Below are 13,837 nucleotides of genomic sequence, written 5' to 3'. Positions count from 1 at the left end.
ACCCCAACAGTTTATACTTTATAGTTCTGCACCAAATCAATAGCGTAATACACCCCTGCCACGTTCCATGCCTGCGAAATGGCTCCTTTGGCATTGTGTGGCGGGTTTCCGTCATACATTTCCGAAAGGGTTCCAATGCAGTGTTCTGTCATTTCTTCTTCAAAAAACTCCATGAACTGTTTCACAAATGGCAAGCCTCCCGCCTGGTGGATGTTCAGGTACGCTTCAACAAAAAACGGCATTAACCACGGCCAAACTGCTCCCTGGTGGATTGCAGCTTCGCGTTCCCCGGGGTTTCCTGAGACCGTTCCTTTGTATCTTAAATTATCGGGCGACAAGCTGCGCAACCCTCTTTTAGTCAGCAATTTCTTTTTGGCAACACTTAGCACCAGCTTTTTTTGTTCCTTTGATAATGGCGAAAAAGGCATTGCCGCTGCAATTACCATATTTGGGCGAATGGCCCAATCAGTGCTTTTATTACGTGCAACGTCGGCAAGGTGATTATGTTCTTTGTTCCAGAATGTTTTTAGAAAAGCAGCTCCAATCTTTTCGGGCATCTTTTCCCATTGTTTAGTGAACTCATTGTCGCCTGCTTTTTTTGCGAGTTCAAGTGCAAAGCATACGGCGTTGTACCACAATGCATTTGTTTCTACTGTTAACCCGTCGCGCTGAACTACAGGCACGCCATGTACGTAAGAATTCATCCATGTCAGTGCTGTGTTTTCTTTTTCGGCGTAAATCAAACCGTCTGGAGTGATGGATAAAAACAGCGGAGTGGAGGTGTTGTAATTTTCCAGAATTTCTTTGATGGCCGGGCCGTATTTATCCCATATTGCGGTTAACCTTTTATGGTTTTTTGCATATTGCTGAATGGCCCAGATAAACCACAATGACAAATCAGCAGCGTTATAAGTGTGTGTGTTTTCGTAAATGAAATCGGGGAACAGGCCGTTATTCAGGTAGTTGGTGTAAGTGTCCAGCACTTCTTCGTACAGCTGGTTGTTGTTTTGTGCCAGTGCCAACCCGGGGAGCGAAATAAAAGTTTGCCGTGTAATGCTGTTGTACCAGGGGAAACCTGCAATTATATCGGTTTCATTTTTTTTATGAAGCACAAATTGTTCGCTGGCATTCCTCAGTGAGGAGATGAAAGTGTACCGGCGGGTCCGTTTGTTCAGCTCTTTGGTAAACCGCTGCTTTAACGAAACCGGGTTTGCGACTTCGGTGCTTGCTGAAAAAACAACCGATTCACCCTGTTCCAGCTGCAGTTCGAAATATCCGGGGGCAAACAAATCTTCCAGGTACTCGTAGCCCCGGTGCAGTTCTTTCAGGTATTCCACATCGTAATACCAGTCGGGCACCGGAACAAATTCTGCCTCATGGCTGAACTGCATGAACAGTTCGGGGTAGCCGTCGTACATTTTTGTGCCAATGCCGTTTGTTACGTTTTTATACCGCGTATCCACAAACATATTGGCTTTGCTCAACGCGTGAATATTGCGATATGCCAAAAACGGCCTGAACCGGAAAGTGGTTTGTTCCGGTGCTTTTTCGAGGGTGTACCGGATGAGGATTTGTTCTTTTTTTTCTACCAGGATCCGCTCCACGATAAGGACTGTATTGCCAATGCGGTAGCTTATTTTTGGAATATGATCGAACTCGATGTGGCGAATATATTTGTGGCCTTTGGGCTCGTAAACGCCGCCTTTGTAGCGGTGAATCCCCAGGTTGAACTCTTCTTTTTCCTGTATCAGGCTCACGTCGAGCGAGGAGAGTAAAACATGTTTTTCTCCGCCGAAGTTTTCAATGGGACAAACAAGCAACCCGTGGTATTTTCGTGTGTTGCACCCGTTTAGTGTAGTACTGATGTACGAACCTGCGCGGTTTGATCTCAGAATTTCCCTGTTTAGTGAATACTCGAGGTTTATTAACTGTTCCTTGTCAAATTTCAGGTAGCTCATAATTCAATAAATTGATAATAATGAATAACGCAATTTGCGTAAGGTTTAGCCGGTTTCAGCGTTACGCGAAGTTAATCGGTTTGAATTATAAATATTTCAGTTTTGCTTCAATATCCTTTACCTGGTCTGCAAAAAAATGCTTTTCATTGGTCAGCTTAATATACGGATATTTATCCTGAAGTTCGTCGGTTTTATTTAAACATTGTTTCAAAAACCGTAGGTGTTCATTAGTAAACTTATTAAACGGTTTATGGTTCATGGCATTCGCAATTTTTTGTACCTCTCCCGAAATATTTTGGCTTTCCAAATCGATTAAACTGTGTTGGAATTTTTCCCAAATATGTTTTACGGCCACCTCTGAAAGGTGAATCATGTCTTCGGCATAAAACCGGTAATCGCGCAGTTCGTCCATTACTATTTCGTAGGAAGGAAAATAGCCGCATCCCTCACCGTCAAATTCTTTTGTCAGCTGGTCGATGGCAAGCAGCAGTGTGGCTTTGCTTCGTTGATTTTCAACGGCACCATCTTTCCAGTGGCGAATGGGGCTTACCGTGAAAATGAATTTTATGCCGGGATTAATTTTTCGGATGCTGTTGATTAAGGGAATAAATTGCTGTGTAATTGTATCAGCTGCCAGGCGGAACCTTTTGAATTTGGCTGCCGGAATTTTATGGCAGTTCGAAACGGTTTGTCCTGTTTGAATATACTCATAAACCCAGGCGGTGCCAAAAGTAACAAAAAGGAATTCCGCTTTTTCGAGATATTCAGCAGAAGTTTCAATGCGGGTGTTTATGTTTTCGAGTGCAACATTCGCATCGGACGAAGAAAACCGGCTGTGATGATAAAAGCTGTGCCACAATCCGTTGTGTTGAAATAAATCTTCGTGCGTGAATTTTTTCTTTTGCAAAAGCAGCTCCAGTGCGTTGGCCACTGAGAGCGGGTTGTACAATATTCCAAACGGATTAATATCCACATCGTATTTCAGTGCGGCCATTTTTCCGCCAATATTTTCAGTAAAACAGGACCCCATAAAAAGATTGCGTTTGCGGTAGCCTGTCTGCCATTCGAAATCTGGTATTTCAACTTCTGTCTGAAACTTTAATGCCATACTTACTTCACTTTTGGAAAGTCGATTTTTTTGAATACCAAAGCTGTTCGGGCAGGCAGGTAGAGCCGCAAATAGTGCTGGCTTGTGTTGCCTCCGCTCGGAATTGTATAATAAGGTATATCCTCATCAACAAGGTCATTCCCGCCAAACCGTCCCGAGTCAGTATTGAGTTCAACTTTGTACTTTCCGGGGCCTAACGGAATTCCGTAATCGGTAAACGACTGCGTGGGATTGAAATTGAAAACAAAAAGGAACAGGCCGCGGTGATATGCCAAAACTTTATCGGGTTTGTTTTCCATAACAAAATCAACCGGCGGAATGCTGAGCAGCTTGTGTTGGCTCATGAATTGAATCATCTCCTTGTCAAAATCGTAAAGCCAGTGGTATTTCAGTTCCGGGTCTTCGGAAATGCTCCACAGCCTGCGGCAATGTTTAAACGACCAGCCGTTTCCTTCGCGTGGGAAGTCAATCCACTCGGGGTGGCCAAATTCGTTTCCCATAAAATTGAGGTAGGCACCTCCGGCGGTTGTGGCTGTTATGAGCCGAATCATTTTGTGCAGTGCAATTCCACGGTCAACAATCAGGTTGGGCTGGTCTTTCCGCATGCTGTAATACATCTCTTTATCGATGAGTCGGAAAATTATGGTTTTGTCGCCCACCAGTGCCTGGTCATGCGATTCAGCGTAGCTCACCACTTTTTCATCCATCCGTTTTGACGTGAGGTTGTAGAAAATATCGCCTACTTCCCAATCGTCGTCCGATTTTTCCTTAATAATTTTTATCCAGAAATCGGGTACGCCCATGGCCATGCGGTAATCGAATCCTATTCCGCCATGCGATTGAGGCACGGCAAGTCCGGGCAAACCGCTCATGTCTTCGGCAATTGAAATGGAATGGGGTTTAATTTTTTTGATGAGTTTATTGGCCAGGGTTAAATAAGTGGTGGCTTCAAAATCGAGGTTGGGACTGTAATAATCGTCGTAGCCTGAAAAAGCCTTACCCAGTCCGTGGTCGAAATAGAGCATGCTGGTCACCCCGTCGAACCGGAAGCCATCGAACTGAAATTCCTCGAGCCAGTATTTCAGGTTGGAAAGTAAAAAATGAATGACCTCGTTTTTGCCGTAATTGAAACAGTAGGAATCCCAGGCCGGGTGTTCTCCTTTAGCACCCTCATGAAAAAACTGGTATTGGGTGCCGTCGTATTTTCCGAGTCCTTCGATTTCGTTTTTCACGGCGTGCGAGTGAACAATGTCAATAATTACAGCCATGCCCATTCCGTGCGCTTCGTCAACCAGTTGTTTTAGTTCCTCGGGTGTTCCAAATCGCGATGAGGGTGCAAAAAATCCGGATACGTGATATCCGAAACTGCCGTAATACGGGTGTTCCGGGATGGCCATCAGCTGAATGGTGTTGTATCCGTTGGCTTTTATCCGGGGCAGCATGTGTTCCCTGAATTCATTATAGGTATGCACGCGTTCTTCCTCTCCGGCCATGCCAATGTGGGCTTCGTAAATTAAGGGCGGTTCATTGGTGCCTGAAAATGAATTGTTTTTCCACTGGTAAGGTTTTTCAGGATTCCAAACCATGGCGTTAAATATTTTGGTCTCTTCATCCTGAACCACATAATTGGCCCAGGCCGGCACTCGTTTCCCGAAATCAACTGCCCAGTGCAGCGAAAGCGCGTACAAATCGCCATGCCGGAGTGCATCTTCATTGAGCCGGAGTTCCCACACACCGTTTTCGAGCAGCTTAAAGGCATATTCCTTTTTTTCTTCCCAGTTATTAAAATTGCCAACCAGGTAAATGTGCGTTGCATTGGGCGCCCATTCTCTGATTACCCAGCCGCCGGGAGTTTTGTGCAGACCAAAAAAGAGGTGGCCGCTGGCAAATTCATACAAGTTTGAGTTGTCTGCAACTTCTTTCTCTTTTGCCTTTGCAGCATTAATACGGTTATTTATAGCACCGGAATAGGGCTCCAGCCATTTGTCATCTTTTATAAGTTGTGGTAATTTTTGTGTCATATTGTTTTTTCATAAAGATAAGAATCACCGGAGAATGTTGACGCAATTTGGATGAAAAAATAGTGAATGATATAAATTCCCGAAAATCAGGTAAATCTTAAAAATATTTAAAATCACACAGGCGTTCCATAAAAAAAATTAAATTGTTTCTGTCCTGATTTCTTTGGTTTCTATCCTGATTTATTTAGATTTGACAGATTTTTACAATTAATAATTTGCTTATTTAAATTTTCAAATAGATTAATTGTTTAATTAATTTAAAAAGTTTAACGGATTGATAATGAACAAAAGGTCGAACTGTGTTGGTTTTGTTTGTGGCCAAAACAAAATAACAAAAGTTCAAAATTAGTTGCTGTTTTTGTTTATTTTAAAAGGTACGTATTAAGAAAAAAAAGAGAAAGTGAGTAACCAAATTGATGTGTGTATATTTAAAGTATGCATGTGAAATTTTTTTGGATTTTAATTAATAACTAAAAAGGATTATTTATGAAATTATTATTTATGAAGTATTTTTTAGAATGAATTGGGAAGCTCAATTCATTCAAGTTGAAATTTCCAAACCACTTATTATTAGTCAAATTATATAACCAAATTTTTTTCTATGAAATTGAAATTTATTGGAACTGCATTTTTGTTATTCCTGTATTGTGTGGTTTTCGCACAAACAAAAACAATTTCGGGAATTGTTGAAGATGAAGACGGACTTCCTCTTCCCGGGGTTTCGATTGCAATTAAAGGCACTACAACCGGAACGGTAACCGATGGCAATGGCGAATATTCGCTTGGAGCTGCGGTTGGAGACACCCTGTTCTTTTCTTTTATTGGGAAAACACCCGTTGAAAGAGTAGTGGGGGAGGGTAATGTTATTAACGTAGCGCTTTATGCAGACGAAACAGAGCTCGAAGAAGTACAGGTTGTGGCATTTGGTGTTCAAAAGAAAGAGAGTGTAATTTCTTCAATTGAAACCGTGAGACCAGGCGACTTGAAACAGTCTTCATCCAACCTTACTACTGCACTTGCCGGAAAAATTCCGGGTATTATTTCCTACCAGACAACCGGTGAACCCGGTGCCGATAATGCCCAGTTCTTTATCCGCGGGGTTACTACTTTCGGGTACAAAACCAACCCATTGATTTTGATTGATGGTTTCGAGGCTTCTTCAACTGATTTAGCACGCCTGGAGCCCGACAACATCGAAAGCTTCTCGATTTTAAAAGATGCCTCGGCAACTGTTTTATATGGTGCACGTGGTGCAAATGGTATTATTATAGTTGAAACAAAACAAGGGCGCGAAGGGCCAACAAAGATTAATGTAAGGCTCGAAACGCACATGGCAACACCAACTAAAATGAATGACCTGCTTGACGGGGTTGACTATATGCGCCTTTACAACGAAGCCCGCGTTTCGCGTAACCCACTGCTCGGTACCTACTACAGCGAACAGAAAATTCAGTCCACTGCCGATGGTACGAATCCGATGATATATCCCAATATTGATTGGTACAATGAACTGTTTAATCAATCGACCTGGAATAAAAAAGCCAACTTCAATGTTTCCGGTGGTGGTAGAGTGGCAACTTATTTTGTTGCCGGTACCATGGAAAACGAAACCGGGTTATTGAAAGTGGATCCGCAAAATAATTTTAATAACAACATTGACATTAACCGCGTTCAGATAAGAAACAATGTTGTATTTAAATTGACCCCGACTTCAACACTGGATGTGAAGTTACAGGGGCGCTTCGAAAGATATACCGGCCCACACGCCGGAGCTTCCGATATTTTCCACATGGTAATGAATTCCAACCCAGTTGACTTTCCGGCAGTTTACGAACCGGATGAAAAACATGCTTTTGCCGATCATATTTTGTTCGGGAATACCTTTGTAACCGGGTCATTGAAACAAAACCCCTATGCCGAAATGGTTCGCGGGTACGAAGACCGGAACGAAAGTTCTATTACCGCCAATGCCACTTATTCGCAGGAGCTGGATTTTATAACCGAAGGGCTTAGTTTTCAGGGAAGAGCTTCAATGAATACCTGGAGCCTTTATTCCAGCCGACGTTCTTATAATCCGTATTATTACGATTTGGAAACGTACAACCAAATTACCGGAGAATATACACTGTATGCGCTTAATCCTGAAAGCGGCCAGTCTTATTTGGGTGATGTGGATCCCGGACGCGATGCAAGCGCCCATTACTATTACGAAGGTCGTTTAAACTGGGCCCGCGAGTTCAACAAGCATAGTCTGAGCCTGATGACCGTAGCTATGTGGGAAGAATATCTGCTTACCGGCGGTAACAGTCTTTCTATTTACGAAACCCTGCCCGAAAGGAATATGGGTAACTCGGGACGTTTTGCCTACGATTACGATACACGTTATTTCTTTGAATTTACTTACGGATACAATGGTTCGGAAAAATTTGCCGGTGAGAAACGTTTTGGATTCTTTCCTTCATTTGGTGCCGGTTATTTAATTTCGAACGAAGCTTTCTGGCAACCGCTGGAGCGGGTTTTTAATACCGTGAAGTTTAAAGCTACCTACGGTAAGGTTGGTAACGATGCAATTGCAGAGAGACAAGACCGGTTTTTTTACCTCTCAGATATTTCAAAAGGAGATGGTGGTTACCGCTGGGGATCGACATTCATGAATGATTACGGTGGTTACACTATTTCGAGATATGCCAACCCTGATATTACCTGGGAGATTTCAACCAAATTAAACTTAGGTATTGAACTTGGGTTCCTCGATGATGCATTGCAGGTACAGGCCGATTATTTCAGGGACAACAGGAGCCAGATTTATCTGCAAAGGCAAAACTTTCCGGCCACAGCCGGTCTGGAAGCTTCTGTGAGCGGAAACGTAGGTGAAGTACTCTCCCATGGTTTTGAGGGGTCAATTGATTATCAGTATGCATCTACCGAAAACTGGTGGCTTACCGGAAGGGCCAATTTCACTTATGCAACCAACGAGTATGTGAAGCTCGACGAAAAAGATTACGCCGATGAATACCTGAAACGCAAAGGACATTCCATAAATCAATGGTGGGGCTTAATTGCCGAGCGCCTTTTTGTGGATGAAGCTGAAATTGCAAATTCTCCGAAACAGGACTTTGGCACCTATCAGGCCGGCGACATCAAATATAAAGATGTGAACGGCGATGGCGTTGTAAACTCAAACGACCAGGTACCATTAGGGTTACCAACGGTTCCTGAGATACAATATGGTTTTGGTTTGTCGGGAGGTTGGAAAAATTTTGATGCTTCCTTCTTCTTCCAGGGTAATGCACGTGTTTCTTTATTTATTAATCCGGGTGTGGGTGATATTAATAACCCCGGGATTGCCCCTTTTGCCAACCGGAGAAACGCGCTGACGATTATTGCTGACGACTACTGGACAGAAACCGATCCAGATGTCCACGCATTCTGGCCGCGTTTGTCAGCCGAACCGTTAAACAACAATACTCAAACATCTACATGGTGGCTGCGAAACGGTGCATTCCTTCGTTTAAAAACAGTTGAATTTGGTTATAATCTTCCTGATGGTACTTTCAGCAGTATAGGGTTGCAAAACAGCCGGATTTACTTTAGCGGAGAAAATTTATTTGTAGCAAGCCCATTTGACCTTTGGGACCCGGAGATGGGACGTAACGGATTAGGATATCCACCAAACAAGAGGTTTAATTTTGGGGTTCAGTTATCATTTTAATACCTAAAAATAGTACAAGATGAAAATATTGAGAAAATTATTTATACTGATTTTTATTCTTGCATTAATGCCTTCGTGTAACGAATACCTGGATGTTGTTCCAGACAATACCGTTACACTGGAAGACTTATATAAATCGCAGGAAGAAGCATGGGATGCACTGGCAAAAGTATATAGTTATATGCCGCGTATCGATAAAACACACGAATCAATCTGGACCTGCGGCGATGAGTTTCTGGGCCGCTTGGACCTTAATGAAGATTCATGGAACCTCAGAGGAATACGAATTATGCGCGGGCTACAATCTCCTACCGATCCGTTAATTGGGTCATGGTCGGGTACGAGTGCCGGTTCGCCTTTATATACAGGTATAAGGCAGGCAAACGTTTTTCTGTCTCTTATTGACCAGGTGCCGGATATGACCGATGATGAAAAGAACGAATGGGCAGCACAGGCTAAATTCCTGAAGGCTTATTACAGCTTTTTGCTGGTAAAACAATACGGCCCCATTGTTATTTCAGAAGAACTGATTACTCCTGATGCCTCAGAAGAACAGCTGTTTCTGAAGCGCTCGACAGTGGAAGAAAGTTTTGATTACATTATTGGAGTTATGGATGAAGCCATTCCGGATTTGGCGGAAAGAAAAACGGGAACACTTTTAGGCCAGGTTGATCAGGTTATTGCCAAATCAATAAAAGCCAGGGTAATGCTTTTCAGGGCCAGCCCGTTTTTTAACGGTAACCAGGAGTATTTTGGCGATTTTTACAACGAAGATGGTGAACCGTTTTTCCCGTTAACCTACGATAAAGAAAAGTGGAAAGATGCCATCGATGCCATCGACGTGGCTATCGATGCCTGCCAGGCCAACGGTATTGAGTTATATACCTATGACGATCAGGTTTACACCTTCGACCGTGAAGTGTATGCTGAAAATCCGGAAAATGTGCAGCGGATTTACGATTTGAGGTTTGCCGTTACCGACCCCTGGAATAACGAACTTATTTGGGGTTTTTCAGACCTCGACTACTACAACCAGGGCGAACTGGCCCATTCCACCAATATGCGTTTGCCCGAAGGATACGGTGGCGGTATTACCAACACTCCATCGTACTCATGGCAATGGATGGCTTCTACCTACCGTATGGCCGAGCGTTATTACACCGAAAACGGTGTGCCCATTGAAGAAGACATTACTTTTGATGCGGATAACAAATGGGAACTTATGCAAACGCCGGGAGCCGATGAACCTGAATACAGGGAACTGGCCGGAATTATGCAGCCCGGTGCCGAAACCATTAAATTATACATGAACAGGGAACCCCGTTTTTATGCCAACCTGGCTATTACCGGCGGTTACTGGAGGGGCCACAGTGTGCGCATCAATACCATGATGTATGCCGGCGAAGATGGTGGCTTTAATTCATCACAACACAGTACCGACTATTTTGAAACCGGTATTGGCATCAAAAAACTGGTCCACATGGAATCGAAATCAGGTCACTGGGCCCGTACGATTAAATACCCGTACCCGATTATTCGCCTGGCCGATTTGTATTTGATGAAAGCCGAAGCATTGAATGAATATCTCGATGCACCTAACCAGGAAGTTTACGATGCCATAAACAGGGTTCGCGAAAGAGCCGGCGTACCAAATGTGGAAACAGTTTGGGCCGATGCAGGTATTGTACGCACGGTTAACAAGCATAGAACAAAAGAAGGCATGCGCGATATTATTTTACGCGAGCGCGGCATCGAACTGGCTTTTGAAGGCAGTCGGTTTTTTGATATGATACGCCATAAAAGAGCAGTTCAGGAATTTTCAACTCCTATTTGGGGATGGGATTACAGAGGAACTACTGGTGCTGATTTCTTTAACCTCGAGGTGAAGCAATCCAGAAGATTTACAATTACTGATCACCTGTGGCCAATCGACCTGAATGAGATCAATACCAATTCAAACCTGGTTCAAAATCCGGGCTGGTAGTTGTTTAATTTTAAATTTTAAAACGATAAATAGAATCGTATGAAAACAACAATAAATTATTTGTTCATATTTGCAGCACTCCTGCTATTTGCAACTTCCTGCGAGGAAAAAAACGGTGCTGAATCCGATGATACTGTTCCACCGGCACCTCCTTCAAATATTACTTACGAACCATTATACGGTGGTGCCAGGTTCTTTTTCGATGTGCCTGATGATGAAGATGTATTAAGTGTTGAGGCAAGATATACCAATGCCGACGGCAATTCATTCACTTTCTCATCATCTTATTTTGTTGATTCGCTCGACGTGTATGGCTTTGGAGACACCATAGCATACACTGTTGATTTGTATGCCCGCGACAGGGCCGGTAATATTTCTGATTTAGTCTCTGTTGAAGTAACACCTCTGGAATCGGCTATTACTCGGGTGGTGGAGTCGCTCGAATTGAAACCCGGCTTTAGCTCCTTTTTTGTGGACTGGGAAAACGAACTCGAGCAAAGTATCAACGTGTATATTGACTTTACCTACACCCAAAACGGTGAAGAGCGATCACTGACTTCGGTATTTTCTTCCAACCTGGAAGAAGACCGTCGGTTTGTGGAAGACCTAGATTTGGGACCCGATGATCCTGTAAATGTGAAAATCCGGGTTTCAGATATTTATGGTAACATGTCAGAGCCAGTTGATATGGGAACCATCAACTTACTTGAGGATATGGAACTTCCGAAAGAAGAATGGTTTTTACCGGCTGCCAACGATTCGGTAGGTGGCGTGCCTCAGGCTTTCGGAAATGAGAACGAAGGACGGTTGCGTTATGTTATCGATGGTAATATTGACGAAGGTGAAAACCTCAACTTTATGCATACCGGCGGCCGCGGGCGGACTGGCGATTCCGATGACGGAAACATGCCCTGGAATGTGATCATCGACCTTGGTGCCCATTACGAACTGAGCCGGATTGTTACCGTGCAAAGGCATACCAATTTCTGTGGTGAGCTTTGCCGCGGGCAATACTATCAGTCCGAGAACGTAGGTATTTACGAAATGTATATTTGGGACGACGATACCGAAGAATGGGTATATGTTTCTGAAAACAAAATCGAGGTTCCGGAAGGGTTGAGCGAACTCGAATTTGTGAAAAGAGGACGCAAAGGAGATATGGCTTACATGTATCCGGATGAGCCTCAATATACCAAGCCTACACGCTGGTTCAGGTACAGGGCCATGAAAAGTTTCAACGGCAATTATACCCTGGATAATGCAAACTGCTTGTCGGAAATAACGCTCTATGGCAGAAAAGCAAATTAAATTCTTTTAAGTAAACAGAGATTTAAAGCTATAACTTTATGAGAAATATATTATTATTTACAATAATGGTTGTCACCACTTTCATGTGGTCATGCGATAGCATGTACGACAAACAGGAACAGTTTGAAGGGGAAGTTGTATATCCGGCTAAATACGATACAGTTATCGGACATATCGGTTTCGAACGGGTAGAAATTGACCTGCTTAAAGCCGGACGTATCCCCAGCGAAGAAATCAATCTTGGAAAAGCCCAAAAAACCCGCATTGAATACGATGACCAGGTGATTACAATCGACTCACTGGTTTCTTACGTAAACATTACCGGGCTTACCCAATCGAAACTTTACCGTTTCCGAATTTTTACAATTGACCAGTACGGAAATGAATCGGTGCCGCAGGAAATAGCACTGATTCCTTATACAAACACCGATCTGAATTCGCTTGCTGTAGCTCCGCCCAGGATTATGGCATCGCCTTCGGCAGCCGTTGTTGACTGGCCAAGTGGTATCTCTTCGGTATTGATGGATTACTACGGACTGAACTTTGAATACACCGACAAAGACGGTGAAGTACAATCCGGTGAAAGAGGTGAAGACTCAAGGTTTTTTATTGGAAACGTTGAAGCCGGAGAACCGGTACAGCTGGATATGGAATATAAAATTGTTCCGAAAGTAAACCGCGAACCCATTTTGGATACGCTACTTTTCGAAGACCAGCTCACCATTAACATGCCAACTACCTCTTCTACTTTTGCCCCGGCTGAAAGGGAAATTCTGGAGGCAAATGGGGCCACTACTTTCTCTGCCGACGGGCTGGCCGAATTTGAACACCTGGTTTATCCGGTACATGCGAATTCGCTTCAGGATATCTTTTATTTCCCGAACCTGAAAAGCCTTGATTTGACCGGTGGCGATCTATTTACAACATTACCGGTAACCGTTTATAACGGAGGTGTAACCGATGAAGTTGGAGGTGGTGAATATGCACCGTTCGTACGTAAAGCGGGTGATATTGCTTCAGGTAATGTGCAGGCCCTGAAAGACTTGCTTGAATCTGGAATACTTGAGAAGGTTTACTATCGCCCCCACTCAATGGGACTGGATGATTTGCTCATGCCTTATGTGGAAAGCGGTGTAGTGGAATTGGTCGAAGGACCCGAGAGTGTGTTGATGGACAACCAGTTCCATCTCGACGGACTTGTGCAGGACGGCAACTGGAATATGGACGTAACCTATCCGGCAGATGACGCACCGGAAGGCGAAGGCATTGAAAATGTGTATAAGGTGGTAAGCCGGGCAACAAGTTCATCCTTTGTTCTTGCTCTTCCGCAAGGATTCCAGTTTAATGCTGAAGAGTACAGGTACTTAAAAATGGATGTATATGCTCCACCAAAGAGTGCATTTGAAGGTATTTATGAACCATTCCAGTGCTTCTGGCCCCGGATTATGAATAACCTGTGGTCGTTTGGCCAGTTTAGTAGTTTTGGTCAGGAATATTGGGATATGGGACATATCTGTATGGATGATGCTGATCTTCAGCAATGGACCGAAGTTACTTTCGATATGCAGGAAGCCGTTGGAAGGCACAACAGGGTATTTGTACTGAACATTGGTACTGAACCATGGATTGACTTCGACAGTGATGAAATTGTTTATTATCTGGCCAATATCAGATTTGAAAAGGAGTAAATTTTAAGTTCGACAAATAAATTAAAAAAGTCCGTCCTGTAAAGGATGGGCTTTTTTT

General features: G+C 43.5%; 7 protein-coding genes. 4 read left to right on the top strand and 3 right to left on the bottom strand.

Annotation, left to right across the window (positions count from 1 at the left end):
* Positions 1-11: 11 nt before the first annotated feature.
* The 3 genes from BUC07_RS00790 to BUC07_RS00780 form a co-directional block, all read right to left on the bottom strand.
* Positions 12-1,958 carry an amylo-alpha-1,6-glucosidase gene (locus tag BUC07_RS00790; RefSeq protein ID WP_073164091.1) on the bottom strand — a complete coding sequence of 649 codons (1,947 nt, stop codon included), beginning with the start codon at positions 1,956-1,958 and terminating at the stop codon, positions 12-14.
* An 85-nt stretch (positions 1,959-2,043) separates the two neighbouring features.
* Positions 2,044-3,066 (bottom strand): GSCFA domain-containing protein, encoded by a 1,023-nt coding sequence (locus BUC07_RS00785; RefSeq protein ID WP_073164089.1) that lies wholly within the window; start codon positions 3,064-3,066, stop codon positions 2,044-2,046.
* A 2-nt stretch (positions 3,067-3,068) separates the two neighbouring features.
* Entirely contained in the window at positions 3,069-5,087 is a 2,019-nt protein-coding gene (locus BUC07_RS00780) for an alpha amylase C-terminal domain-containing protein (RefSeq protein ID WP_073164086.1), read from the bottom strand.
* Positions 5,088-5,688: 601 nt separating this feature from the next.
* Here BUC07_RS00780 and BUC07_RS00775 point away from each other — a divergent pair.
* From BUC07_RS00775 to BUC07_RS00760, 4 genes are read left to right on the top strand one after another with little or no spacing between them, the layout of a single operon-like run.
* Entirely contained in the window at positions 5,689-8,799 is a 3,111-nt protein-coding gene (locus BUC07_RS00775; protein WP_073164083.1) for a SusC/RagA family TonB-linked outer membrane protein, read from the top strand.
* A gap of 19 nt (positions 8,800-8,818) precedes the next feature.
* On the top strand, positions 8,819-10,783 hold the full coding sequence (locus tag BUC07_RS00770) for a RagB/SusD family nutrient uptake outer membrane protein (RefSeq protein WP_073164080.1): 1,965 nt from the start codon (positions 8,819-8,821) through the stop codon (positions 10,781-10,783).
* 39 nt (positions 10,784-10,822) lie between these two features.
* Positions 10,823-12,091, top strand: a complete 1,269-nt coding sequence (locus tag BUC07_RS00765) for a DUF4959 domain-containing protein (protein WP_073164077.1) — start codon at positions 10,823-10,825, stop codon at positions 12,089-12,091.
* A 38-nt stretch (positions 12,092-12,129) separates the two neighbouring features.
* Positions 12,130-13,779, top strand: a complete 1,650-nt coding sequence (locus BUC07_RS00760) for a DUF4998 domain-containing protein (protein WP_217652611.1) — start codon at positions 12,130-12,132, stop codon at positions 13,777-13,779.
* Positions 13,780-13,837 lie beyond the last annotated feature (58 nt).

Source organism: Tangfeifania diversioriginum (assembly GCF_900141875.1).
Classification (GTDB): Bacteria; Bacteroidota; Bacteroidia; order Bacteroidales; family Prolixibacteraceae; genus Tangfeifania; species Tangfeifania diversioriginum.
Note: the sequence above shows the minus strand (reverse complement) of the source record. Positions and strands in the feature narration are given on the sequence as shown.

Coding starts and splice junctions, on each gene's coding strand:
- BUC07_RS00765 (WP_073164077.1), top strand. CDS start 10,823: ATGAAAACAACAATAAATTATTTGTTCATATTTGCAGCACTCCTGCTA.
- BUC07_RS00775 (WP_073164083.1), top strand. CDS start 5,689: ATGAAATTGAAATTTATTGGAACTGCATTTTTGTTATTCCTGTATTGT.
- BUC07_RS00770 (WP_073164080.1), top strand. CDS start 8,819: ATGAAAATATTGAGAAAATTATTTATACTGATTTTTATTCTTGCATTA.
- BUC07_RS00785 (WP_073164089.1), bottom strand. CDS start 3,066: ATGGCATTAAAGTTTCAGACAGAAGTTGAAATACCAGATTTCGAATGG.
- BUC07_RS00790 (WP_073164091.1), bottom strand. CDS start 1,958: ATGAGCTACCTGAAATTTGACAAGGAACAGTTAATAAACCTCGAGTAT.
- BUC07_RS00760 (WP_217652611.1), top strand. CDS start 12,130: ATGAGAAATATATTATTATTTACAATAATGGTTGTCACCACTTTCATG.
- BUC07_RS00780 (WP_073164086.1), bottom strand. CDS start 5,087: ATGACACAAAAATTACCACAACTTATAAAAGATGACAAATGGCTGGAG.